The following is a 24,558-nucleotide window of genomic DNA, read 5'->3' as shown; positions in this document are numbered from 1 at the left end:
GCAACCGGCGATGCGTTGCGGGCAACAGGCCACTCCTCTCCTGCCGTGGTGACCGTCTCCCGAGCGTCCTCGCCGGCCTCCGCCTAGCTCCTCGCCGCCATGGTGGGACAGGAACGAACACAGGCATGCAAGCGGGCCCTTGGCGAGGCGCACGGTCAGGGGCCGGCCGGCGAAGCGATGCCGGGACGACGCCCCAGGCCACGGACCGCGAGGTTCACCAGCGCGGTGGCCACCGTCCTGACATAAGGCGAGGCCAAGGCCACGCTGGAGGAGGACGCCTGCCGGCGGGCTGCGCTGGCTCCCCGGCGCTGCCCGCATCGTCGCCGCCGACGTCCGCCGAGCTTCTGACCGCCTGCCGGCCAGCCATGCGTCCCGGGCGCTCACCGACTATGTGCTGGAGGAAACCGACCGCGCAAAAGTCCTGGGCCTGTCAGAGAATGTTCTGACAGGCCCAGGGAGCAGTAGCGGGGACAGGATTTGAACCTGCGACCTCTGGGTTATGAGCCCAGCGAGCTACCGAGCTGCTCCACCCCGCGTCGGTACTGCAACCCTATGCGGCGCGCGCCTCCACGCCTAATCGGTGAGTCGGCGGCGCTGACCGACCGCATGCGGCGCTTGGAGCCGGGCGAAGCCACCGACCTGCGCGGTCAGGGCGTGATCGTCAAGGTGGCGAGACCGGTAAGCGACTTCACGCCAGTAGTAGCGCAAGCCGTCAAGTCCAACGCGGGATAGACTACTTCGCGCGTGGCGAGGCTGCCTTTGCCCAGGCCGTGGATGACCGGCCCGACGGCTGTGACCGTGGTAGTCCCGTTGGCAGCGTGCGTGACACCGCTGAGAGTGAGCCGGACCGTGCTCGACTTTCCGGTGTTCCACTTATATGTGGTCTCTTTGACGGCGGCCGGGTCCACATCCAGGAGACAGCTGGCCTTGTGCGTGAAGGATGCTGTCCATGCGCCGCGCCGGACGTTGGTGAGCATCGAGGCGCAGTTGTAGTGCTCCTTGGCCCGGGAGGCGGTGGTCCGCGCTGTGAGCTTCATCGGCGGGCTGTAGGTGATTTTCTGGCTTCCCGTGCAAAGGAGTGTTGCCGGTTTGGCTTGCGCCGGTGGTGCCAGGAGCAGGGCTCCGGTGGTTATGCCGAGCAATGTTGCGGTCCAGCGCGTGATCGTGCGCATAAGCACGTCCTTGTCTCCTGTTGGTGAAAGCATCCGGTTCGCCGAGCGCAGCCAACCCAAGCGACACCGAGCGCCCCCATCAACACGACGACAGCACGGCTCACGGCGAATCAGCCACGCTCAACAGCTCCACCCATGTCCCACGCGTACCAGTTGCCTGGCAGTGATCTCAGGGCCCCGTCCGCACGTCGACTCGAAGCGACCGGCCCCCACTCACTCACACCGGTGAACCGCTGCGGTCAAACCTCCTGCGGCTCGGAGGCGCCCGGCTGCGGTGCAGCGGCGCAACCGTAAGCCCCGCCGGCACATACGCCGACTGCCAGCTGCAGGACGCGATTCGGCACCCGGCCTCGGTCCCGGCGCCACAGGAGCCCGACGGCCCGCGCCGAAGCCTCGGCCGCAGAGCTCGCCGACGACCGAACGCCTGTGGGCAGGCGCGAACTGTGTGTTCACGCCAGTGATGCCCCAAATGGAGCATCACCCGCCAGGAGCATCGTCAACGACGGATGTGGGCGTTGACCTTGATGGCGGCGCCCCCGGTGGTCCGCGACAGAGAGGAGGCCCTGCTCGTGGAGCGGCTCTCCGCCCATGGCGCGGTGGAGATCGCCTACCGCGTAGGAGGGCGGATGCCGCTGGAGGAAACCGGGCGCTGGACGCGATGCATCACATGGCGTCCGGACAAGGACAGAACACAACGCCCGGCGCCGACGAGACCATGAAGGACGGAGAACAAGGAGCCCACCTCTCCAGGGCAGGACCGCCGTGGTGGTCGGCGGTGGACAGACGCCCGGCGCGACCATGGGCAATGGCCGTGCCGTCGCGCTGACCTTCGCCCGCGAGGGGGCCCGGGTTCTCGTGGTCGACCGGGACGCGGACTCGGCCGAGGAGACCGCGAAGCCGGTGTGTGACGCTGGCGGTACCGTGACCGCTCACCGGGCGTACACCACCTCCAAGGCCGCGGTGCACGCCATGACCCGCAGCCTCGCCCTGGAGTACGCTCCGCACGGCGTCCGCGTCAATGCCGTCGCACCCGGCATGATGGACACTCCTATGGGCGTCGATGCCAACGCCCGCGCAGGCGGCGTGGACCGTGCAGTGATCGCCGCCAAACGGGCCGCCATGGTGCCCATGGGCCATCAGGGCACCAGCCAGGACGTCGCCGACGCCGCGCTCTTCCTCGCCCCGGACGAGTCCGCGTTCATCACCGGCACCGTTCTCCCCGTCGACGGTGGCTTCACCCTTCGAGCGGGCTCCCACTGACCGCTGGGCAACACCGGCACACGGCAACCGGTACACGGCGCACCGGACAAGAGTGACGGCCGGGGGGCTGCCCCGCAGACAGGGCAGCCCCCCCAACCGGGCGGGTCGGTCAGGCCCGCACCTCCGCAGCGGCGGTGGCGTCGGACGGATCGGTCAGCGTGCGGTCGACCGTCTCGGGCGACAGGCGTACGGCGATGAGGCTGGTCAGGCCCATGAGCATCATGTACGCGGCGACCGGTATCCACGAGCCGGAGAACGCGGTGACGAGTCCGGCGCAGATCAGAGGGGCGACGCCACCGCCGAGGACGGAGGAGAACTCGCGGCCCAGGGTGACCCCGGCGTATCGGTAGCGGGCGCCGAACATCTCCGGGAAGTAGCTCATCTGGACCCCCACCGCACCGTGCGCGGCGAAGACGAAGCCCAGGATGACCACCACAGTGATGGCCAGGGTGGAACCGGTGTTGAGGGCGACGAAGCTGGGGGCGGGCAGGACGATCAGCGCGCTCATGATGGCTGTGGAGACCGGGCGGCGGCCGAAGCGGTCGGAGAGCCGGCCGGTGCACAGGGCAGCGACGCCACCGCACAACGCGCCGATGAGCAGCACTTGGGGGACCTGGCGGGGGTCCACGCCGACCGCGGTGATCATGTAGGAGGCCATGAACACCTGGTAGGTGTACGACTGGGCGCTGACACCGAGGCTCATGAACATCACCAGCACCAGCGGACGGCGTCCGCCGCGCAGCACCTCGCCAACCGGGGAGGAGGGCTTGGCCTGCTGTGCCTTGAGTTCCTCGAAGACGGGGCTCTCGTGCAGTCTGCGCCGGATGACCAGCGCGCCGACGGTGACGAGGAGGCTGCTGGCGAAGACCAGGCGCCAGCCCCACGTCATCAGGGCGTCATCGGGCAGGAGCTGGACCGCGGCCCAGGCAGCAGCGCCGAGCGCGGTGCCCAGGGCGGCACCGGTCATCACCATCGAGGCGAGGACTCCTCGGTGCCCCTTGCGGGCGGTCTCGGTGAGCAGGGTGGCGCCGCCGGACTGTTCGGCGCCGGCGCCGAAGCCCTGCGCCATCCGGCACAGGACGAGGAGGGCGGGTGCGAGTACGCCGGCCTGGGCGTAGGTCGGCAGCAGCCCGATGGCGAGGGTGGAGCCGCCCATCAGCAGGAGGGTGGCGACCAGAACCCACTTGCGCCCGAGGCGGTCACCGTAGCGGGAGAAGAACAGGCCGCCGAGGGGCCGGGCCGCGAAGCCGACGGCGTAGGTGCCGAAGCTGGCCAGGATGCCGACGGCCGGCGACGAGCCCGCGAAGAACAGGTCGCTGAAGATCAGTGCCGAGGCGGTGCCGTAGATGACGAAGTCGTACTGTTCGAGGGCGGTGCCGACCAGACCGGCGAGGGCGGCCCGGCGGACCGTGCGGGGGTCTGCGGGGGGTTGCTCGGCCGGAGGTGCCGCTGTCGCCGCAGGTGCGGTGGAGTCCATCGTCCATGCCTCCTTGGATGGATATGGATGGATCGAGCTCGAGGGAGGGAGAGGTGCTGCGGTCAGCAGGAGAGGAATGCCGCAGCAGTCAGCGGACGCTCAAGACGTGTCGCCGGGCCGGACGACGACCTTGAGATGCGTCGGGTCGGCGGTGGGGGCGCGCAGGGCCTCGGTCGCGTGTTCCAGGGGGAAGCGGCCGGTGAGAACGGAGGCCAGGTCGACACTGCCGTCGGCGGCGAGGGCAAGGGCGGTCGGGAAGGCGTGCGCGTAACGGAAGGCGCAGACCAGGTCGATCTCGTGCCGCTGGAGGTGGGCCAGGGGGAGGCCGTCGACGGTGGGGGCCGCCTGGCCGACGACGGTGGCGCGACCGCCGGGGCGCAGCGCGTGCAGCGCCTGCCAGAGTGCCGCGGGGTGGGCGGAGCACTCCAACAGCCGGTCAAAGCCGGCGAGTTCGAGGACGTCCCGGGCGGTGTTCGCGGTGCGGGTGGCGCCCAGCTCGCGTGCGCGGGCGAGACGGGCGTCGTTGATGTCGGTGACGACGACCTCGACGGCCCCGGCGGCGCGGGCCACTTGGCAGCAGAGAATGCCGATGGGTCCGGCGCCGGTGATCAGTACCCGGTCGCCGAAGGCCACCTCGGCGCGGCGCACCGCCCAGACGGCGACGGCCAACGGCTCGATGAGCGCGCCGAGTTCGAGAGGCACCGCGTCCGGGAGCGGGTGCACGGCGCGGCTCGGGGCGACCAGGTGCGTCGCCAGGGTGCCGTGGACGGGCGGCGAACCGAAGCAGGTACCGGTCGGACAGAGGTTGTACCGCCCCGACCGGCAGATAGCACACGTGCCGCAGCCGACAGCGGGTTCGACGGCGACGCGGGTGCCGGGGGTCACCGTGGCCGAGGGGCCGGTGGCGACGACGGTGCCGGAGGCTTCGTGGCCGAGGGCGGTGGGCTGCCGCAGGACGTTGCCACCGTTGCGGCCACTGGCGAAGTAGTGCATGTCGGAGCCGCAGACGCCGACGGCGTCGACAGCGATGAGGACATCGTCCGCGCCCAGCGGCCGCAGTGGCAGTTCCTCGATGCGCAGATCTTCGGCAGCGTGCAGGACGGCGGCGCGCGCCGTGGTGGGCAGGGGTGGAACGGCTGTCATGTGCTCACGTCCTTGTGAGGAGAGGCGGGACGCCCCGGTGAGAAGGAAGGAGAGGATCAGGCGGACCCGGCGGCTTCGGCGGCCGCCGCACGCGTGCCCCTGGTGTGGATCAGGTCGATGAACTCACCGGTGCGGAGGGCGAATTCGGGGTGTTCCGGCAGGGCGTCGCCGAGGAGGCCGTCGTCCAGTACCGCGGTGGCGAACGCCGGGCCGTCTGCGGTACGGGCGCGCAGGGCGGTGAGGCGGTCGCGGGCCGGGTCCGTCATGGCGGCCGCGTGCTCGCCGGGGTCGAAGCCGGGGGAGGGGGCCAGGCAGCAGAGGTAGGCGGCGACGGTGAGGGCGAGGTGGTGGGGCATCCGCCCGGCTCGCAGGTGGAGCAGGGCGGGGTCGGGGATGCGCTGGCGCAGCTTGGCGGAGCCGTCCGAGCCGACCTGGCGGGTGCGGTGGCCGAGCGCTGAGTTGGACCAGCGGGTGAAGAGCCGGTCCACGTACGCGTCGAGGTCGATGTCGTCGGGGACGGTGAGGCTCGGGAGGTACTCGCCCAACAGGACCGCGCGGGCCGCATCCGTGACGAAGGGCTGCGCGGTGGACTGCGGAATGGTGTCGCAGCCGGTCAACGCGCCCAGGTAGGCGATGAGCGAGTGCGTGCCGTTGAGCAGCCGGACCTTGAGGAGCTCGTACGGTTCGACGTCGTCGGTGAACAGTGCGCCGCCCGCCTCCCAGGCGGGGCGGGACGCGGCGAAGCGGTCCTCCAGGACCCACATGGTGAACGGCTCCGCGGGGACGGGGACTTCGTCGCGTACACCGAGCGCCTCGGCGACGGCCGTGCGCTCCGCGTCCGTCGTCGCCGGCACGATGCGATCGACCATGGTGTTGGGGAAGGTCACGTTTCCGGCGGCCAGCCAGGCACTGAGTTCCTCGCGCTCGCCGGTCGGCAGGTGGGCGGTGAATTCCTCGACGAGGCGGCGTGTGTGGTTGCCGTTGCCGACCAGGTTGTCGCAGCTCAGGACGGTGAGGGGGGCGCCGTGGGTGGCGGCGCGCTCCTGGAGGGCGCGCACGATGCGGCCCAGGGTGGTCTGCGGGGCGGTGCGGTTGCCGCGCAGATCGGCCTGTATGCCCGGGTGGTCGAGGTCGAGGCCGCCGGTGCGGGGCGAGTACGTGTAGCCGTTCTCGGTGATGGTCAGGGAGATCACGCGGGTGTCGGCGGCGGTGAGGGCCCGCTGCACCTGTTCGGGTTCGCGCGCGGCGACCAGTACCCCCGTGTGTACGGCGGGGACGGTGCAGCGCAGGCCGTCGGGGGAGACCTCGGCGACGGTGTAGCGCAGGTCCTGGGCGCGCAGCGCGTCGGCGACGCCGGTGGCGCGCCCGGCGACGCCGAGGATGCCCCACGGGCCGTCCTCGCGGGCGAGCGCGGCGGCGGTGTAGACGGCCTGGTGGGCGCGGTGGAAGTTGCCGAGGCCGAGGTGGACGATGCCGGTGTCGGCGGGGGTGAGGGTGCGGGGGTGCAGCAGTGCGCCGGCCGGTGTGGTGGCGGCGGACAGCCGGGCGGTACGGGCAGGGGCGGTGCTCATGGGCGAGTACGTCCTTGTTGCGGGAGGCCGGGTCACCAGTCGGTCATCGAGCCGTCGCGGCGGCGGGCGACGGGCAGGTAGGCGGGCTCGTACGGGTGCCGGGCGGCGAGTTCCTCGTCCACCTCGATGCCGAGGCCGGGTGCCTCTCCCGGGTGCAGATGCCCGTCCTCGTACGTCCACGCGTGCGGGAACACCTCGTGCACCAGCGGGGCGTAGCCCATGTACTCCTGGATGGCGAAGTTGGGCGTTGCCAGGCCCACATGGAGCGAGGCAGCCAGTGCGACGGGGGAGACGTCGGAGGGGCCGTGCGGACCGAGCTGGATCTGCCAGATGTCGGCGAGCGCGGCGATACGGCGCAGATGGCTGATGCCGCCGGCGTGGGTGACGCAGCAGCGCACGTAGTCAATGAGCTGCTCGGTGATCAGGCTCTGGCATTCCCAGACGGTGTGGAAGACCTCCCCGATGGCCAGCGGAACCGTGGTCTTCGCGCGGACGGTGCGCAGGACCTCCTGGTTCTCCGCGGGGGTGACGTCCTCCAGCCAGAACAGGTCGAGATCCTCGACCGAACGGCCCAGCCGGGCAGCCTGGTTGGGGGTGAGGCGATGGTGCGCGTCGTGCAGGAGCTTGACCTCGGGGCCGAGGTGGGAGCGGGCCGCCGCCAGCGCCTCGGGGGCGTGCCGCAGATAGGCGTCGGTGTCCCAGGTCTCCTCGACGGGGGCGAGGCCGCGCCCGGCGGGCTCGTACGCGGCGCCGTCCTTGCTCACGCCGTACACGATGTCCAGCCCGGGGACGCCGGTCTGGGCCCGGACGGCCCGGAAGCCCTGGGCGAGCCGGGCGTCGAGGGAGTCCAGCAGCTGCGGTATGTCCCAGCCGGTGGCGTGGGTGTAGGAGAGGATCCGGTCGCGTACGGCGCCGCCGAGCAGTTGGTACACCGGTAGTCCCGCGGCCTTGCCTTTGATGTCCCACAGGGCCAGGTCGACCGCGCCGACGGAGGTCATGGTGACCGGGCCGCGGCGCCAGTAGGCACCGCGGTAGAGGTACTGCCAGGTGTCCTCGATCCGGGCGGGGTCGCGGCCGATGAGCAGCGGGGCCAGGTGGTCGCGGAGGTAGGAGGCGACGGCCAGTTCGCGGCCGTTGAGGGTGGCGTCGCCCCAGCCGACGAGTCCCTGCTCGGTGGTGATCTTGAGGGTGACGAAGTTGCGGGTGGGGCTGGTGACCAGGACGTCGACGGCGGCGATGCGGTCGGGCTTGCTCATCAGGGGCGCTCCACGATGTTGGTGAGTTCCTCGCCCGCGGCAAGACGGCGGATGTTGGCGGCGATGTCGGCCGCGCGGGCGGCGAAGGTCTGACGGGTCAGCCCGCTGGAATGCGGGGTCATCAGGACGTTGGGCAGCGTGTGGAAGGGGTGGCGGCTGGGCTGCTGCCGCTCGCCGGGCGCGGACGGGTAGGCGTACCAGACATCCAGCGCGGCACCGCCCAGCCGACCGGAGTGCAGTGCCTCGTACAGCGCGTCCTCGTCGACGACCGGTCCCCGGCCGACATTGATGAGCACCGACTCAGGGTGCAGCCGGGCGAGTTCGGGAGCGCCGAGCAGTCCACGGGTGGCCGCAGTGAGAGGTACGGCGACGACCACGATGTCGCTGCGGTCGAGGAGATGCGGCAGGTCGTCGACGGTGCCGGACCATTCCAGCCCTTGTGCGCCCGCATCCACCTCGCCGCGCCGGGAGACGGTGAGCCCGCGGGCCCCAAAGGCCCGGAGCAGCTGCCAGGAGCGGGCGCCGATGTGCCCGAAACCGACGAAGCCGACGGTCGCCCCGGCGAGGGTGGGCTGCCACCCGGCGTCTTCCGGTGCGTACACAGGGCTGAGCCAGCGGCCTTCGCGCAGGGCGGCGTCCTGGCAGAGCAGACCGCGGCGCAACAGGACTGCGGAAGCGGCTACGTACTCCGCCATCGAGTCCTCGTGGTGGTACGTGCACGCCACTTGAGTGCCGGGTGGGAGTGCGGAGCGGTCGATGCCGTCCGTGCCCGCGCCCGCGGCGTGGACCAGACGAAGCCGCTCGGCCGCCTGGGCGGTGGCGGCCGTACAGGTGCCGGACACCAGCACATCGGCCTTGACCACGGCTTCTGCGACGGCGACGGGGTCGGTGGGGTCGGGCCACTCGACCGTGCTGCCGACAGGGAGTTGGCGCTCGAACTCCGTGCTCAGGGGGCGGAGGTTGGAGTCGGCGACGACGATGCGTATGCCTGGGGTGTTCATACGAGACCTCGGTACGCAATCAGCTGGCGCATGGGGGTTCCTCGGGGGAGGGGGCGACAGGCGGCGGATCAGGAGTGGGCGGCGAGCGTGGGGGCACTGGCGGGCACGGGGCCCGTGGAGCCGCGGACGTGGAGCTGGGTTGCCAGCCGCAGGGTGTCCGGCCGGGTGCGCTCTCCGGAGACAGCGGTGGAAATCCGCTCCACGGCGCTCGCCCCGGCCCGTGCCATGGGGACGGAGACGCTGGTCAGGGCCGGGTGGGAGACCTCCGCGAAGGGAATGTCGTCGAAGCCGACGACGCTCAGGTCCTCCGGGATCCGCACGCCGAGGGTGCGGGCGCCGGCCAGGATGCCCAGGGCCACGAGGTCGTTGTGGGCCAGTACGGCGGTGGCGCCGGAGGCGAGGACACTCGCCGCGGCCGCGGTACCGCCGGCCACGGTCTCCGACTGCCGCCCCAGCACGTCGAGCTCCAGCCCGCCCTCCGCGGTCAGCTCACGGGCGAGCGCGACCCGGTGGGCGTTGGACCAGGAGTGCGAGGACCCCTGGACGAAGGCGAGCTTCCGGTGGCCGAGGGCGGCCAGGTACTCGACGGTCTGGCGCAGCCCGTCGTGCGCATCGGCGAGTACGCAATCGGCCTGGTCCGTCTCCCGGTTGACCAGGACCACCGGTGTGTCACCGGACAGCCCGATCACCTCGTCGGCCGCCAGCCGCGGCGAGCAGACGATCAGTCCGGCCGCGCGGTGCCTGAGATGCCCGATCAGCTCTCGCTCGCGCTCGGAGGCGAAGTCGGTGTCGGCCACCACGACAGCCAGCCGGCGGTGCCAGCCCTCGCGCTGCGCGCTCTTGACGAAGGACCCGAAGACGGGGTTCGCGACATCCGGGACGATCACCGCGACGGTGTCCTGTTGGGAGTCCCGGACCGCTCCACCGCCGGCGCGGCCTTGAGGCGCTTCGTATCCGAGCTCCCGGGCGGCTTCGACAACCTTGCGCAATGTTTCCGGGCCCAGGCGGTCCGGTTCGCTGAATGCACGGGATGCGGTGGACAAGGCGACGCCTGCGCGTTTGGCCACGTCCGTGAGGGTGGGGGCCACCATGCCTCCTGAGGGGGATCGCGATGCCGCAGGGACTGCGGCACGGGGCCCGATGAGCGGGCTGCCTCATGTTCGGCAATATTGCGCAAGGATGTCAACGGTTTGCCGACAGATAAACTCAGGGGGCTTGCGGACGCCGGCCGAGCTCCCGGAAGATGCCCTTCCGCGGCGCCGTCGCGGTCACCCTTCCCGTGGTGGTCCGCTGGTCCCCCGGACCACCAGCTTCGGGTCCAGTACCGCCTCCCGGGGCTCCAGCGCCGCGCTCTCCAGCCGCTCCACGGCGAATCGCACCGCGTGTACCGCCGTGAGTACGGCGTCCTGGCGGACCGTTGTCAGCCCGATCGGCATGACGGGAGGTCTCGTCGTGGGCGTCGGGGATCACGCAGCTCGTCCCGTGCGGGGATGATCACTCGGAGGCGTACTCGCCGAACCGTTGCTTGCCCAGCTCGCGCTACAGCTCGGCCTGCTGCCAGGGCGTGCTGCGCTTTTCGTTGTACAGCTCGGTGAGTCGGTCGAGTGCGTCCTGCTGTGTCGGGAAGCCGGTCTCTTCGCGTTGTCGGCCGGTGGCATCACGGAAGCGGACGGCGTATGGGTGTGGGCATCGTACCTGGCGGGTGCAGTCGCACTTCTTGAAGCCGCGCTTCCTGCGGCATAGCGGAAGAAAGCCCGTATCCCGGCGGGAAACGGGCGTTTGCCGTGCGGCGGGCGGTGGTACCCCTGTGGCGCACGCCCGGCGGTCCGCCGGGCCCGGACGCCCGGCACCCGGCCGGGCCGGCAGAACACCGTCGAAGGAGACAGTGCCGTGGCCTCGAAAGCCGACTCGCAGCTCACCTATACGGTTCCGGGCATGAGTGCCTCCGAGGGCTCGGAGGTCATCAAGCTGCTGCGGATGCGGCTGCACGCGCTCAACGACCTCGCCCTCACGCTCAAGCACGTCCACTGGAACGTGGTCGGCCCGCACTTCATCGCCGTGCACGAAATGCTCGACCCGCAGGTCGACGCCGTACGCGACATGATCGACACCACCGCGGAGCGCATCTCGACGCTGGGCGGCGAGCCCGCCGGTACGCCCGGCGTCATGGTCGCCGAGCGCACCTGGGAGGACTACGCGATCGGGCGGGCCGAGTCGATCGAGCACCTGGGCGCGCTGGACGTGGTGTACACGGGCATCATCGAGGACCACCGCGCGGCGGTGCGCGCCACCGACGAGCCCGACCCGATCACCCAGGACATGCTCATCGAGCAACTGCGCAGCCTGGAGCTGTTCCAGTGGTTCATCCGGGCGCACCTGGAGAACTCCGGCGGCAAGCTGAGCACGGCGCGGCAGACCAGTGAGACGGACGCGGCACGGGCGGCGGGCAAGCAGGCCCGCCAGCAGCCGTGACCCGGCAGCGCACCTGAATCGTTTTTGAGTCGTACCCGGCGGACTGGCCGCCGGGTACGGCTCTTTTGCGGCCGCCCTCTTGACGCTCTCCTCTCCGGCGGCCTAACTTGGGCGCACTGAAACGATTCAAAACGCGTTTCGCCGCCGCACACCGCCGAGGTGAATGATGCCGAGCACGCCCGCCCCGTCCGCCGTGAAAGCCGCCCTGAAGGCCCAGGTGATCGAGACACCGTCCTGGGGTTACGGCAACTCCGGCACCCGCTTCAAGGTGTTCGCGCAGCCCGGCGTCCCCCGCGACCCGTACGAGAAGCTGGACGACGCGGCACGCGTGCACGAGTTCACCGGCGTCGCCCCCCTGGTGTCGCTGCACATCCCGTGGGACACCGTCGAGGACTACGGGAAGCTCGCCGAGTACGCGGCGGAGCGCGGCCTGACGCTCGGTGCGATCAACTCCAACACCTTTCAGGACGACGAGTACAAGCTCGGGTCGGTCACCCACCCCGACCCGGCCGTCCGCCGCAAGGCCGTGGACCACCTCCTCGCCTGTGTCGACATCATGGACGCGACCGGCTCCCGGGACCTGAAGCTCTGGTTCGCCGACGGCACCAACTACCCCGGCCAGGACGACATCGCCGCCCGCCAGGACCGGCTGGCCGAGGCGCTGGCCGAGGTGTACGAACGGCTCGGGGACGACCAGCGGATGCTGCTGGAGTACAAGTTCTTCGAGCCGGCCTTCTACACCACCGACGTGCCGGACTGGGGCACCTCGTACGCGCACTGCCTGAAGCTCGGCCCGAAGGCCAAGGTCGTCGTGGACACCGGGCATCACGCGCCGGGTACCAACATCGAGTTCATCGTCGCCTTCCTGCTGCGCGAGAAGAAGCTCGGCGCGTTTGACTTCAACTCCCGTTTTTACGCGGACGACGACCTGATGGTGGGTGCGGCCGACCCGTTCCAGTTGTTCCGGATCATGCATGAAGTGATCAAGAACGGCGGGCTGGAGGCGGCGAACGGCGTCAACTTCATGCTCGATCAGTGCCACAACATCGAGGCGAAGATCCCGGCCGTCATTCGTTCAGTCATGAACGTGCAGGAGGCGACCGCGAAGGCGCTGCTGGTGGACACGGAGGCGCTGCAGGCAGCGCAGGGCTCCGGCGATGTGCTGGCCGCGAATGGCGTCCTGATGGACGCCTATGCCACCGACGTCCGGCCGCTGCTCGCGGAGGTGCGGGAGGAGATGGGGCTGGATCCCGATCCGGTGGCGGCGTACGGGGCTTGCGGCTGGCAGGAGCGGATCGCCGCGGAACGTGTTGGCGGCGAGCAAGCCGGCTGGGGCGCCTGAGCGGCTGCCGGGTTCTGTTCATTGGCGACTGCGGACCGTACGTGGCTGGTCGCGCAGTTCCCCGCGCCCCTGAGGGGCGCCGTCTCACCTCCCAATCTCAACGCGAAGGACTCAATACTCATGGCCACCCACCCCGAAGTTGCCGCCCTCCTCGACCGCTCCCACCGCCTCGGCTCCGACCCCCGTAACACCAACTACGCGGGCGGCAACGCCTCCGCCAAGGGGGTCGCCACCGACCCCGTCACCGGTCGGCCCGCCGAGTTGATGTGGGTCAAAGGCTCCGGGGGTGACCTCGGCACGCTTACCGAAGCCGGGCTGGCCGTGCTCCGGCTGGACCGGTTGCGCGCGCTGACCGAGGTGTACCCGGGCGTGGAGCGCGAGGACGAGATGGTCGCCGCGTTCGACTACTGCCTGCACGGCAAGGGCGGGGCCGCGCCGTCGATCGACACCGCGATGCACGGCCTGGTGGACGCGGCACACGTCGACCATCTGCACCCCGACTCCGGTATCGCGCTGGCCTGCGCCGCCGACGGCGAGAAGCTGACGGCCGCGTGCTTCGGCGACAAGGTCGCCTGGGTGCCGTGGCGGCGCCCCGGCTTCCAGCTCGGCCTGGACATCGCCGCGATCAAGGAGGCCAACCCGCGGGCGGTCGGCGTCATCCTCGGCGGCCACGGCATCACCGCGTGGGGCGACACCTCCGAGGAGTGCGAGCGCAACGCCCTGTGGATCATTCGTACCGCGGAGAGGTTCCTTGGTGAGCAGGGCAAGGCGGAGCCCTTCGGGCCGGTGGTCGAGGGGTACGAAGCGCTGCCCGAGGACGCGCGCCGGGAGCGGGCCGCGGCGCTCGCGCCCGTGCTCCGCGGCCTCGCCTCGACGGACAAGCCGCAGGTCGGCCACTTCACCGACGCCGACCCGGTACTGGACTTCCTCGCCCGCGCCGAACACCCCCGGCTCGCCGCGCTCGGCACCTCCTGCCCCGACCACTTCCTGCGTACCAAGGTCCGCCCGCTCGTCCTCGACCTGCCGCCGGCCGCCCCCCTGGACGAGGCCATCGCGCGCCTGAAGGAGCTGCACGAGGAGTACCGGAGCGAGTACCGCGCCTACTACGAGCGGCACGCTGGGCCCGACTCCCCACCGATGCGCGGCGCCGACCCGGCGATCGTGCTGGTCCCCGGCGTCGGCATGTTCAGCTACGGCAAGGACAAGCAGACTGCGCGGGTGGCGGGCGAGTTCTACCTCAACGCGATCAACGTGATGCGCGGCGCCGAGGCGGTCTCCTCGTACGCGCCGATCGAGGAGGCGGAGAAGTTCCGCATCGAGTACTGGGCGCTGGAGGAGGCCAAGCTCCGCCGGATGCCGGCGCCCAAGCCGCTGGCCACCCGGATCGCGCTGGTCACCGGCGCAGGGTCGGGCATCGGGAAGGCCATCGCGCACCGCCTGGCCGCCGAGGGCGCGTGCGTCGTGGTCGCCGATCTCAACACGGAGAGCGCGGCCGCGGTGGCCGAGGAGCTGGGCGGCGCCGACAAGGCCGTCGCGGTGCCGGTCGACGTCACCGACGAGGAGCAGATAGCCGCCGCCTTCAAGGCCGCCGCGCTCGCCTTCGGCGGCGTCGACCTGGTCGTCAACAACGCGGGCATCTCGATCTCCAAGCCGCTGCTGGATACCACCGCGAAGGACTGGGACCTGCAGCACGACATCATGGCCCGCGGCTCCTTCCTCGTTTCCCGCGAGGCGGCCCGCGTCATGACCGAGCAGAACATGGGCGGCGACATCGTCTACATCGCGTCCAAGAACGCCGTCTTCGCGGGCCCGAACAACATCGCGTACTCCGCCACCAAGGCCGACCAGGCGCATCAGGTCCGGCTGCTCGCCGCCGAGCTGGGCGGGCACGGCATCCGCGTCAACGGCGTCAACCCCGACGGCGTGGTGCGCGGCTCCGGCATCTTCGCGGGCGGCTGGGGCGCGCAGCGCGCGGCGACGTACGGGATCGAGGAGGAGCAGCTCGGCGAGTTCTACGCCCAGCGGACCCTGCTCAAGCGCGAGGTACTGCCGGAGCATGTCGCGAACGCGGTGTTCGCGCTCACCGGCGGCGACCTCACGCACACCACCGGGCTGCACATCCCCGTCGACGCCGGCGTGGCCGCCGCGTTCCTGCGCTGACGCGGAGGCGACGTGACCAGCACACTCTCCTTCGCCGCCGTGGATCTCGGCGCCACCAGCGGGCGCGTGATCCTCGGCCGGGTCGGCCCGGACAGCCTCGGCCTCACCGAGGCGCACCGGTTCCCCAACACCCCGGTACGGCTGCCCGACGGGCTGCACTGGGACGCGCTCGCGCTCTACCAGGGCGTACTGGACGGGCTGCGCGCGGCCGCCCGCGCCGGCGGCGCGGCGTCCGTCGGGGTCGACACCTGGGCGGTGGATTACGGACTGCTGGACGCCGACGGAGCGCTGCTCGGCCAGCCGTACCACTACCGGGACGGTCGGACCGACGGCGCCGCCGAGCGGGTGTGGGCCGCGGTGGGGCCCGAAGAACTGCACGCGGTCACCGGACTGCAGCACCTGCCGTTCAACACCGTGTACCAGCTCGAAGCGGCCCGCGGCAGCGTACAGCTCGCCGCCGCGCGCACCCTGCTGCTGGTCCCGGACCTGCTCGTGCACTGGCTGACCGGCGCGGTCGGCGCGGAGGAGACCAACGCCTCCACCACCGGGCTGCTCGACGCCCGTACCGGGGCCTGGTCCGCCACGCTGCTCGACCGGCTCGGCATCGATCCGGCCCTGCTGCCGCCGCTGCGCCGTCCGGGCGAGCCGGCCGGCACGCTGCTGCCGCACGTCGCCGAGTACACCGGACTGGACGCGGCGACCCCGGTGACCACCGTCGCCTCCCACGACACCGCCTCCGCGGTCGCCGCCGTGCCGGCCACGGAGCCCGGCTTCGCGTACATCTCCTGCGGCACCTGGTCGCTGGCCGGGCTGGAGCTGGACGCGCCGGTCCTCACCGAGGAGTCCCGGGCCGCCAACTTCACCAACGAGCGCGGCATCGACGGCACGGTGCGCTACCTGCGCAACATCATGGGCATGTGGCTGCTGGAGGAGTGCCGCCGCACCTGGGCGGCGCAGGGCTCGCCCGCAGCCCTGCCCGACCTGCTCGCCGAGGCCGCGCGGGAGGAGCCGTTCGGCGCGCTCGTCGACCCGGACGCGCCCGAGTTCCTGCCGCCGGGCGATATGCCCGCGCGGATACGGAGCTTCTGCCATCGCACCGGACAGCGCGCCCCGGAGAGCCGGGGCGCCGTCGTCCGCTGCATTCTGGAGAGCCTGGCCCTGGCCCACCGGCGCACCCTGCGGCAGGCCGCCGCGCTCGCCGGGCGGGAGATCCGCACCGTCCACCTGGTCGGCGGCGGCAGCCGCAACGAGCTGCTCTGCCGGCTGACCGCCGACGCCACCGGACTGCCCGTCGTCGCGGGCCCCGCCGAGGCCACGGCGCTCGGCAACGTCCTCGTCCAGGCCCGCGCCCACGGCCTCGTCCCCGACCGCGCCGCGATGCGCCGCCTGGTCGCCGCCACCCAGCCGCTGCGCCGCTACGAGCCGGGCGGCGACCGCGCCGCCTGGGACGCCGCGGCGGCCCGCATCGGGGTGGCCTGAGCGGCGCGCATTGGCCCGGACGAGGTGCGGAGCGGCCTGGTCCGTTTTCACCGCTCGCCTTCAGGGGCACTCGTGACTCCATGAGAAGCACGGAGGGTACGGGCGACGCGGAAACCACCACCGCGCTCACCCTGCACATCAACGGCGAACGCCGGGCACAAGTCGTCGACAACCGCACCACGCTGCTCGACCTGCTCCGCGAGGAAGTACGGCTGACCGGTGCCAAGAAGGGCTGCGACCACGGCCAGTGCGGGGCCTGCACGGTCCTGCTCGACGGCCACCGCGTCAACTCCTGCCTGATGTTCGCGGTGGCCGCCGACGGTGCGCACGTGACCACCGTCGAGGGCTTGGCCGACGGGGACGCGCTCCACCCGCTCCAGGAGGCGTTCATCGCGCACGACGGTTTCCAGTGCGGCTTCTGCACACCCGGCCAGATCTGCTCCGGCGTCGGGGCGATCGCCGAGGCACAGGCCGGTTGGCCCAGCGCGGTGACGCCCGACGGCGCGCCGGACGGCCCGGTGGAGCTGACCGGCGGCGAGGTACGGGAACGGATGAGCGGCAACATCTGCCGCTGCGGCGCGTATGTGAACATCATCGACGCGGTACGGGAGGCGGCCCGGTGAAACCCTTCCGCTACGAGACGGCCACCGACCCCGCGGCCGCCGTCGACCTGCTCTCCCGCGCACCGCGCGCCGCCTTCCTCGGCGGCGGCACCAACCTCGTGGACCTCATGAAGCTCGGGGTCGAGGTGCCCGAGATGCTGGTCGACGTGAGCCGACTGCCGTTCGACGACATCACGGAGACGGACAACGGGGGACTGCGGGTGGGCGCCACCGTGCGCAACAGCACCCTCGCCGTGCACACCGCCGTCCGCGCCCGCTACCCGGCGCTCTCCCAGGCCCTGCTCGCCGGCGCCTCGCCCCAGCTCCGCAACCTCGCCACGGTCGGTGGCAACCTGCTGCAGCGCACCCGCTGCACGTACTTCCAGGACATCGGCAAGCCGTGCAACAAGCGGCGGCCCGGCTCCGGCTGCCCCGCACGCAGCGGCATCCACCGCGACCTCGCGGTCCTCGGCGCCTCCCAGCACTGCGTGGCCACCCACCCCTCGGACATGGCGGTGGCCCTGACGGCCCTCGACGCACAGGTGCACTGCGTCTCCGCCGACGGCGAGCGGACGCTGCCGGTGGCCGAGCTGCACCGGCTGCCGGGCGACACCCCCGACCAGGACACCGTCCTGCGGCACGGGGAGCTGATCACCGCCGTGGAGCTGCCGCCGCCGGTGCCCGGCGCCCGCTCGGCGTACCGCAAGGCCCGGGAACGCGCCTCGTACGCCTTCGCACTCGCCTCGGCCGCCGCCGACCTGCGGGTGAGCGACGGCAACGTCGAGCACGTACGGCTCGCGTTCGGCGCGCTCGCGGCCAAGCCGTGGCGCGCCCGCGCCGCCGAAACCGCGCTGCTCGGCCGGCCCGCCACCGAGGAGTCCTTCGGCCGGGCCGTGGACGAGGAGCTGGCGGCCGCCGAGCCGCTGCGCGACAACGGCTACAAGATCCCCCTCGCCCGCCGGCTGGCCGTCGCCCTGCTGACGGACCTCGCGGGCACGCACGCGGAGGGTGCGCGATGACGACCTTGCCCCGGACCCTGGGCGCGGACACCGCACGGCTGGAGAGCCGCGAGAAAGTGACCGGCACCGCGCGGTACGCCGCCGACCACGCACGCCCCGACGGCCTGTACGCCTGGGCGGTGCCCGCCACGATCGCCCGCGGCGAGATCACCGCCGTCGACACCGGCGCCGCGCTCGCCGACCCCGCCGTCGTCACCGTGCTCACCCACGAGAACGCACCCCGGCTCGCCGAGGGCGACGACCCCACCCTCGCCGTCCTGCAGTCCCGGCACGTCGCGCACCGCGGCCAGATCGTCGCGCTCGCCGTCGCCACCTCCCTGGAAGCGGCCCGCGCCGCCGCGACCGCCGTACGCCTGGACTACAGCTCCGAGCCGCACGACGTCCTCCTCAGCACCGACCACCCGGGCATCTACGCGCCCGAGACCGCCAACGGCGGCCACCCCGCCGACCGCCTTCGCGGCGACTTCGAGGCGGCCTACGCCGAGGCCCCCGTACAGCACGACGCCGTCTACGAAACCCCGCCGCTGCACAACCACCCCATGGAGCCGCACGCCGCCACGGCCTGGTGGGAGGGCGAGCGGAAGCTGTGCCTGCACGACTCCAGCCAGGGCTCCTCGACCGTCCAGCAGATGCTGGCCCAGCTCTTCGCACTCGGCCCGGACCAGGTGCTCGTCACCAGCGAGCACGTCGGCGGCGGCTTCGGCTCCAAGGGCACGCCGCGTCCGCACGTGGTACTCGCCGCCATGGCGGCCCGCGTCACGGGCCGCCCGGTCACCCTCGCCTTCGCCCGCCAGCAGATGCCCGCCGTCACCGGCCACCGCGCCCCGACGATCCAGCACCTGCGCATCGGAGCCGACCGCGACGGCCGCATCCAGGCCCTCGCGCACGAGATCACCACCCAGTCCTCCACGGTCCAGGAGTTCGTCGAGCAGGCCGCGGCGCCCAGCCGCACGATGTACGTCTCGCCCGCCAGCCGCACCACCCACCGGGTGGCCCGGCTGGACGTGCCCACCCCCTCCTGGATGCGCGCACCCGGCGAGTGCCCCGGCATGTACGCACTCGAAGCAGCCATGGACGAACTCGCCCTCGCCTGCGGCCTGGACCCCATCGAACTGCGCGTACGCAACGAGCCCGACCGCGAGCCGGACTCCGGCCGCCCGTACAGCAGCCGCCACCTCGTGGAGTGCCTGCGCGAGGGCGCCCGCCGCTTCGGGTGGCAGGACCGCGACCCGCGCCCCGCGGCGCGCCGCGACGGCCGGCTGCTCCTCGGCACCGGCGTGGCCGCCTCGACGTACCCGGTGATGGTCGCCCCGTGCCACGCCGAGGCGCACGCCCGCGCCGACGGGCTGATCGACGTCCGGGTGAACGCCACCGACATCGGCACCGGCGCCCGGACCGTCCTCGCCCAGATCGCCGCCGACGCGCTGCGGCTGCCCATGGACCGGGTCCGTATCCGCGTGGGCTGCAGCGAGCTGCCCGAGGCCCCGGTGGCCGGCGGCTCCGCCGGCACCTCCTCGTGGGGCTCGGCGGTGCACAAGGCGTGCGACGGACTGCGGCGCGCGCTGGAGGAGCACAGCGAAGTACCGGCGACGGGCCTGACGGTCGGCGCCGACACCACCGAGGAGAGCAAGGGCGGCAAGGAGTACGCGCGGCACGCGTACGGCGCCCAGTTCGCCGAGGTACAGGTGGACACCGCGACGGGCGAGACCCGGGTACGGCGGCTGCTCGGCGTCTTCGCCGCGGGCCGCATCCTGAACCCGCGCACAGCCCGCTCGCAGTTCCTCGGCGGCATGACGATGGGCCTCGGCATGGCGCTGACGGAACACAGCACCATGGACCGCGAGTTCGGCGACTACGCGGAACGCGATCTGGCCATGTACCACGTCCCGGTCTGCGCCGACGTGCCGGACATCGACGTGCACTGGATCGAGGAGGACGACCCGCACCTGAACCCGATGGGTTCCAAGGGCATCGGCGAGATCGGGATCGTGGGCACGGCGGCGGCTGTGACCAACGCGGTGCATCATGCGACCGGCGTGCGCGTCCGCTCGCTGCCGGTCACGCCGGACTCGCTGCTGCCGCACCTTCCCTGACGTTGCGTCAGGGACGGGTAAGGGGCACGTCAGGGATGCGGTAGGGCGGCGGCGAAGCGGGTCGCTATCGCGGCGGGTGCGGTGATCGCGCCGCCCACGACGACGCCCCACGCGCCTGCCTCGATCGCGGCTGCCGCCTGCTCCGGGGTGTGCAGCCGTCCCTCGGCGAAGACGGGCACGGCCAGGCGCCCGGCCAGCTCGCCGACCAGCTCCAGGTCGGGTCCCGGCTGCTGACGGCTGTACGGCGTGTAACCGGACAGGGTGGTGGAGACGACGTCGGCACCGAGCGCGGCGGCCACCACACCCTCCTCCACCGTGGAAACATCGGCCATCAGTAACCGGCCCAGACCGTGCACCGCCTCGACCGTCTCGCGCAACGGGCGGCCGTCCGGGCGCGGACGGCCGGTCGCGTCCACGGCGACGATCTCGGCCCCGGCCTCGGCGACGGCCCGCGCGTGGTCCGCGGTCGGCGTGATGTAGACGCCCTCGGTGCCGTCTTTCCACAGCCCGATGAGGGGCAGGCCGACCACGGCGCGTACGGCACGGATGTCGTCCACGCCCTGCACGCGCACCCCCGCCACCGGCGCCCCCGCGGTCACCGAGGCGGCCATCGCGGCCATGTGCTCCGGTGCGCGCAGCGGGTCCCCGGGCAGCGCCTGGCAGGAGACCACCAGCCGGCCGCGCAGCCCGTCGAGCAGCTCGTGGGCACGGTCGGCGGGCATCGTGGTCCGGCTGGGGCGCTGCACCTCATCGGCGGCGTTCTCGGTCATGCGCTGTCCCCGTCCTTATTGGCGTCGTCATGGTGGTCTGCCGGGATGTGGTGCTCCAGCAGCAGCGCCGCGGCGCCGATCACCGCGGCGCGGGGCCCGAGCGCGGCGGGCACGGGCCGTATGCCGGCGGGGCCGGGCAGCAGCTCGGCGGCGAACGCCTCGGTCAACGGCTGCCAGAACGGGGCGCCGATGGAGGCGACACCGCCGCCGATCACTACCCGCTCCGGGTCCACGGTGTTGACCAGCCCGGCCAGCGCGCGACCCAGCGCACCCGCGCCTTCGGCGAGGGCCGTCCGGGAGGCCGTACCGGAGCCGTCGTTCCGGGCGTCCGGCTCCGCCAGCGCCGCGACCTTCCGCAGGTCGTACACGTCCTCCTCCCCGCTCAGCTCGCGGAACCGCGCGGTGATCGCGGGCCCGGAAGCGACGGCCTCCAGGTGCCCCGCCCTGCCGCAGTTGCACGGCCGCCCGGCGGCCTCCGGCACCGCCATATGGCCGAACTCGCCCGCCGTCCAGTGCGCACCGCGCAGCAGCCGCCCGCCGGTGACCAGCCCGCCGCCGATGCCGGTGCCCACGCTCACGTACAGCGCGGACGCGCAGCCCGCACCGGCGCCATAGGTCTGCTCGGCCAGCGCGAAGACGTTCGCGTCGTTGTCGGCGGCCACCGGCAGGCCGAGGCGGGCGCTCAGCTCCTCGCGCAGGCGGGTGCCCGCCCAGCCGGGGAGCAGCGCGTTGGCCGAGCGCACCACGCCCCGGTCGCGGTCGATGACCCCTCCGGTGCCGATGCCCAGGCCCTCCGCGCCGTCCCACCCGGGCAGTTCGCGAACGGCCGCCGCGATGGCGTCGAGCACCGCGGTACGGCCCTGCGCCGCGGGTGTGGGCCGCACGAGCGAGGCCAGCAGCGCGCCGTCCGCCGAGACGACACCGGCAGCGATCTTCGTCCCGCCCACGTCGACACCGAGCAGCGTGGCCGTCATGACTGCGCCCTGCGGACGGTGAAGCGGATGTCGTAGCGGTCGGCGCGGTAGATCGTGGTCGTCGCCTCGACCGGGGTGTCGCGGCGGTCCAGGCCGACCCGCTGTACCCGCAGCCCCGAACTGCCCAGTGGCACGCCGAGCAGGGCCGACTCCGTGTCGTCGAGGTCGACGGCCCGGATGATCTGGTCGGCCGAGCGGATGTCCAGTCCGTACCGCTCGTTGAGCAGCGCGTACAGCGAACCCGTCAGGTCCTCGTCGACGAGCCCGGGGACGCGGTCCGCCGGGAAGTGGACGTTCTCCAGGCACATGGGTGAGCCGTCGGCGAGCCGCAGCCGGGAGACGCGGACGACCTTGGAGTCCGGCGCGACGCCGAGCCGCTCGGCGAGCTGCCGGCCGGCCCGCACCGTCCCCGCGGCCAGCAGCCGCGAGCCCGGTTCGAGGTTCCGCTCGGCCATGTCCTCGGAGAACGAGGTGAGGGTGAGCGACTTGGAAACCACGGGCGGAGCGACGAATGTGCCCGCCCCCTGCACCCGGTACACGCTCCCCGCCGCCTCCAGTGCGTCCAGCGCCTGCCGCACGGTGTTGCGCGAAACACCGTGCTGCGTGGCGATCTCCCGCTCCGTGGGCAGCGGCGTATGCGGCGCAGCGCCACCCATCTCACCCAGCAGCGCCACCCGCAATTCCTCGTGCTTGGCCTGTCGGGCCACGCTTCACCATCCCCAGTCGGAGTCCGATAGGCACCCCGATAGGTACCAACCAATGGGGAAAGTAGCATGGTGAATCCCGCGTGGCGTCAGCGGGAGACTGAATTGGTACCATCCAATAAACGCGATCCGATGAACGCCAACTCACCCGCGAGTGACGGCCCGCTCGGCCTCCACCTGCTCCAGTGACTTGCCCGCCGTGTTCGGCATGAAGAGGCCGATGACGCCGCAGATGAGGAGTGAGGCGGTGAGGAAGGTGGCGACCGGGGCGATGCCGGTGCTCGCCAGGGCGGGCACGAAGAACGACCAGACGCCGAGGACGACGCGGGAGGTACCGAAGGTGATGCCCTGCGCGGTGCCGCGCAGCATCGTCGGGAAGACCTCCTGGCTGATGGTCTTGTAGACGGCCTCGCCCGCCATGGCCTGACCGACACCGAAGAGCACCACGTTGAAGACGATGACGGGGAGAGTGAAGGGCAGGACGAGGAAGACACCGTATGCACAGACCTGCATCACCGAGCCGACGATCCACATCACCTTGCGGTAGCGGTGGCCGCGGTCGGCGTAGCGCATGTAGACCGCGACCGTACCGACGATCACCAGCGCGAAGCTGGCGCAGGACAGGGCGACGCTGGTGGCCTGGCTGCCCGCGCCCAGGCTCTGGACCATGTACGGGGTGAAGATGCCGTTCGTGCCGGCCGCGAGGTTCCAGAAGAGGTAGATGCCGCCGGTGAACAGCAGCGCCCGCAGATGCGCGCCGCGCAGCAGCTCGCGGACCTTGGGGCGGGCCGCCGCGCCGCCCTTCGCCGCGGTCCGCCAGACCGCCGACTCGACCATGCCGCGGCGCAGCGCGTATGTCACCAGTGACACCACGAACAGGTGCAGGAAGACGATGCGGATGCCGAGCAGGCCGAGGTCCGACAGGGCCCAGGCCACCAGCAGCACGACCACCGGGCCGAGACTCCAGGTCACCTGGGTCAGCCCGAGCAGCTTGCCGCGCGCCTTGGCCGGGGAGAATTCGCCGACCAGCGCGAGCGAGGTCGGCACGTCCGCGCCGACGGCCAGGCCGACGATGAAGGTGCCGGTGAACAGCATCAGCGGGTTGACCGCGAAGGCGATGAGCAGGATGGCCGCCGCGTACACGAGCAGGTCGTACTGGTAGATCCGCTTACGGCCCAGTTTGTCGCCCAGTCGCCCGCCGATGAACGCGCCGATCGCCGCGCCGATGGCGTTGGGGCCGATGGCCGTCAGCGCGCCGAGGCCGCTCTCGGAGAGCCCGAAGCGGTCCTGGAAGAGGGCGAGACCGGAGCTGAGCGCGACGATCGACCCGGCGTCGAGGTAGGACGCCATGCCGGCCAGCCCGGTCCACTTCCACTGCTGCCGCGAGACGGCGCCGTCCCCGGCCGCCCCGTCGGCGGCGGACTGCGTGCTCTGCACGGATGTCACCTGGACTCCTTCGGCCTTGCGTGGTTCTTTGCGGGTGCGTTTTGAAACGACTCAAACCATGGATGGGAGGGTCTCTGGAGTCAATAGGTGGCACGGATTTTTTGTATTGAAACCTTTCAGGTGGCCTGATCGGTCCAGCTCTCGTCGGAGACGTCGCGAACTGCGCTTCCTGAGGGGCGCATTATGCCGCTGACCTGCGAAAAAGAGCCCTCTGAAGGGGTGTTGGAGCTGGCCGGAATCGACTAAAATAGAAGCAGTGTTCGAGGGAGCTCACGGGGGGTCCGGGGCTCTCGACCACGACAGGAGGGACCCTGTGACGGCTGCCGCAATGTCTTCGACGCGCCCGCTGTTCGACCTGCCGTACGCCCCGCTCGCGAAGAAGCCGCTGCCGGCAGGCCGGCCGCGCGAGTGGTACATCGCTCACAACCGCCGGCTCAAGGCCATGCGTCTGGCCATCGCCCTGCTCGACTCCGGTGTCCACACGCCGGACCGCGCGCCGAACCGACTCATCCGTGACACCGCCGCGCTCGTCGGCATCCACCGCCCGTCCGACACCACCTGCCACATGGTCCGCACTCTGATGCGCTACACCCGCTGAACATTCGCTGACGCGACCG

20 protein-coding genes, 1 tRNA gene and 1 pseudogene are annotated in these 24,558 nt (G+C 71.8%); 9 read left to right on the top strand and 13 right to left on the bottom strand.

Annotated features, from left to right (window positions below; genetic code table 11):
• Positions 1-462: 462 nt before the first annotated feature.
• Together IG84_RS0107880 and IG84_RS0107875 are read right to left on the bottom strand one after the other, a co-directional pair.
• Positions 463-536 (bottom strand) — tRNA-Met (locus IG84_RS0107880).
• 111 nt (positions 537-647) lie between these two features.
• Complete coding sequence (locus IG84_RS0107875; RefSeq protein WP_157848841.1) at positions 648-1,172, bottom strand: hypothetical protein; 525 nt, start codon at positions 1,170-1,172, stop codon at positions 648-650.
• A 765-nt stretch (positions 1,173-1,937) separates the two neighbouring features.
• On the opposite strand from IG84_RS0107875, the gene IG84_RS0107865 reads away from it, so the two are divergent.
• Complete coding sequence (locus tag IG84_RS0107865) at positions 1,938-2,432, top strand: SDR family NAD(P)-dependent oxidoreductase (protein WP_245659258.1); 495 nt, start codon at positions 1,938-1,940, stop codon at positions 2,430-2,432.
• Positions 2,433-2,541: 109 nt separating this feature from the next.
• On the opposite strand, the gene IG84_RS0107860 is transcribed toward IG84_RS0107865, so the two are convergent.
• The 7 genes and pseudogenes from IG84_RS0107860 to IG84_RS40500 all read right to left on the bottom strand — a co-directional run.
• Complete coding sequence (locus IG84_RS0107860; protein WP_031053017.1) at positions 2,542-3,909, bottom strand: MFS transporter; 1,368 nt, start codon at positions 3,907-3,909, stop codon at positions 2,542-2,544.
• A 99-nt stretch (positions 3,910-4,008) separates the two neighbouring features.
• Complete coding sequence (locus IG84_RS0107855) at positions 4,009-5,052, bottom strand: NAD(P)-dependent alcohol dehydrogenase (RefSeq protein WP_031053015.1); 1,044 nt, start codon at positions 5,050-5,052, stop codon at positions 4,009-4,011.
• 56 nt (positions 5,053-5,108) lie between these two features.
• Complete coding sequence (locus tag IG84_RS0107850; RefSeq protein WP_031053011.1) at positions 5,109-6,623, bottom strand: mannitol dehydrogenase family protein; 1,515 nt, start codon at positions 6,621-6,623, stop codon at positions 5,109-5,111.
• A gap of 32 nt (positions 6,624-6,655) precedes the next feature.
• A complete protein-coding gene (gene manD / locus IG84_RS0107845) occupies positions 6,656-7,879 on the bottom strand; it encodes a D-mannonate dehydratase ManD (RefSeq protein ID WP_031053009.1) in 1,224 nt (407 codons plus the stop codon).
• The gene (locus IG84_RS0107840) at positions 7,879-8,880 is read right to left on the bottom strand and encodes a 2-hydroxyacid dehydrogenase (RefSeq protein ID WP_211266429.1); all 1,002 of its coding nucleotides are present in this window, start codon (positions 8,878-8,880) and stop codon (positions 7,879-7,881) included. The genes manD and IG84_RS0107840 overlap by 1 nt, the downstream gene beginning before the upstream one ends.
• Before the next feature lie 68 nt (positions 8,881-8,948).
• Positions 8,949-9,971: a LacI family DNA-binding transcriptional regulator gene (locus tag IG84_RS0107835; protein ID WP_245659257.1), complete on the bottom strand. Its 1,023-nt coding sequence runs from the start codon at positions 9,969-9,971 to the stop codon at positions 8,949-8,951.
• A 177-nt stretch (positions 9,972-10,148) separates the two neighbouring features.
• A pseudogene (locus tag IG84_RS40500) lies at positions 10,149-10,319 on the bottom strand (LacI family DNA-binding transcriptional regulator); the annotation flags it as partial.
• 496 nt (positions 10,320-10,815) lie between these two features.
• On the opposite strand from IG84_RS40500, the gene IG84_RS0107825 reads away from it, so the two are divergent.
• The 7 genes from IG84_RS0107825 to IG84_RS0107795 all read left to right on the top strand — a co-directional run bounded on the left by IG84_RS0107825 (position 10,816) and on the right by IG84_RS0107795 (position 20,047).
• Positions 10,816-11,352 (top strand): Dps family protein, encoded by a 537-nt coding sequence (locus IG84_RS0107825; protein ID WP_051861498.1) that lies wholly within the window; start codon positions 10,816-10,818, stop codon positions 11,350-11,352.
• Positions 11,353-11,518: 166 nt separating this feature from the next.
• Positions 11,519-12,694, top strand: a complete 1,176-nt coding sequence (gene rhaI, locus IG84_RS0107820; RefSeq protein WP_031053001.1) for an L-rhamnose isomerase — start codon at positions 11,519-11,521, stop codon at positions 12,692-12,694.
• A gap of 120 nt (positions 12,695-12,814) precedes the next feature.
• Positions 12,815-14,854 carry a bifunctional rhamnulose-1-phosphate aldolase/short-chain dehydrogenase gene (locus tag IG84_RS0107815; protein WP_031052999.1) on the top strand — a complete coding sequence of 680 codons (2,040 nt, stop codon included), beginning with the start codon at positions 12,815-12,817 and terminating at the stop codon, positions 14,852-14,854.
• Between the two features lie 12 nt (positions 14,855-14,866).
• Entirely contained in the window at positions 14,867-16,333 is a 1,467-nt protein-coding gene (locus IG84_RS0107810; protein WP_031052996.1) for a rhamnulokinase, read from the top strand.
• 80 nt (positions 16,334-16,413) lie between these two features.
• Positions 16,414-16,956 carry a (2Fe-2S)-binding protein gene (locus IG84_RS0107805; RefSeq protein WP_031052994.1) on the top strand — a complete coding sequence of 181 codons (543 nt, stop codon included), beginning with the start codon at positions 16,414-16,416 and terminating at the stop codon, positions 16,954-16,956.
• Complete coding sequence (locus IG84_RS0107800) at positions 16,953-17,954, top strand: FAD binding domain-containing protein (RefSeq protein WP_031052992.1); 1,002 nt, start codon at positions 16,953-16,955, stop codon at positions 17,952-17,954. Before IG84_RS0107805 ends, IG84_RS0107800 begins: the two co-directional genes overlap by 4 nt.
• Complete coding sequence (locus IG84_RS0107795; protein WP_031052989.1) at positions 17,951-20,047, top strand: xanthine dehydrogenase family protein molybdopterin-binding subunit; 2,097 nt, start codon at positions 17,951-17,953, stop codon at positions 20,045-20,047. Before IG84_RS0107800 ends, IG84_RS0107795 begins: the two co-directional genes overlap by 4 nt.
• 29 nt (positions 20,048-20,076) lie before the next feature.
• Here IG84_RS0107795 and IG84_RS0107790 read toward each other — a convergent pair whose 3' ends face one another.
• The 4 genes from IG84_RS0107790 to IG84_RS0107775 all read right to left on the bottom strand — a co-directional run bounded on the left by IG84_RS0107790 (position 20,077) and on the right by IG84_RS0107775 (position 23,941).
• On the bottom strand, positions 20,077-20,769 hold the full coding sequence (locus tag IG84_RS0107790) for an N-acetylmannosamine-6-phosphate 2-epimerase (RefSeq protein WP_031052984.1): 693 nt from the start codon (positions 20,767-20,769) through the stop codon (positions 20,077-20,079).
• A gap of 44 nt (positions 20,770-20,813) precedes the next feature.
• Entirely contained in the window at positions 20,814-21,791 is a 978-nt protein-coding gene (locus IG84_RS0107785; RefSeq protein WP_051861489.1) for an ROK family protein, read from the bottom strand.
• Complete coding sequence (locus IG84_RS0107780) at positions 21,788-22,498, bottom strand: GntR family transcriptional regulator (RefSeq protein ID WP_031052982.1); 711 nt, start codon at positions 22,496-22,498, stop codon at positions 21,788-21,790. The genes IG84_RS0107785 and IG84_RS0107780 overlap by 4 nt, the downstream gene beginning before the upstream one ends.
• 141 nt (positions 22,499-22,639) lie before the next feature.
• Positions 22,640-23,941, bottom strand: a complete 1,302-nt coding sequence (locus tag IG84_RS0107775) for an MFS transporter (RefSeq protein ID WP_031052981.1) — start codon at positions 23,939-23,941, stop codon at positions 22,640-22,642.
• A 328-nt stretch (positions 23,942-24,269) separates the two neighbouring features.
• On the opposite strand from IG84_RS0107775, the gene IG84_RS0107770 reads away from it, so the two are divergent.
• Entirely contained in the window at positions 24,270-24,539 is a 270-nt protein-coding gene (locus IG84_RS0107770) for a hypothetical protein (RefSeq protein ID WP_051831192.1), read from the top strand.
• Positions 24,540-24,558 lie beyond the last annotated feature (19 nt).

Origin of the sequence: Streptomyces ochraceiscleroticus (genome assembly GCF_000720485.1) — a bacterium.
GTDB classification, from domain to species: Bacteria; Actinomycetota; Actinomycetes; order Streptomycetales; family Streptomycetaceae; genus Streptomyces; species Streptomyces ochraceiscleroticus.
The sequence above is the reverse complement of the archived record's forward strand: the minus strand, read 5'-3'. Positions and strand labels throughout refer to the sequence as shown.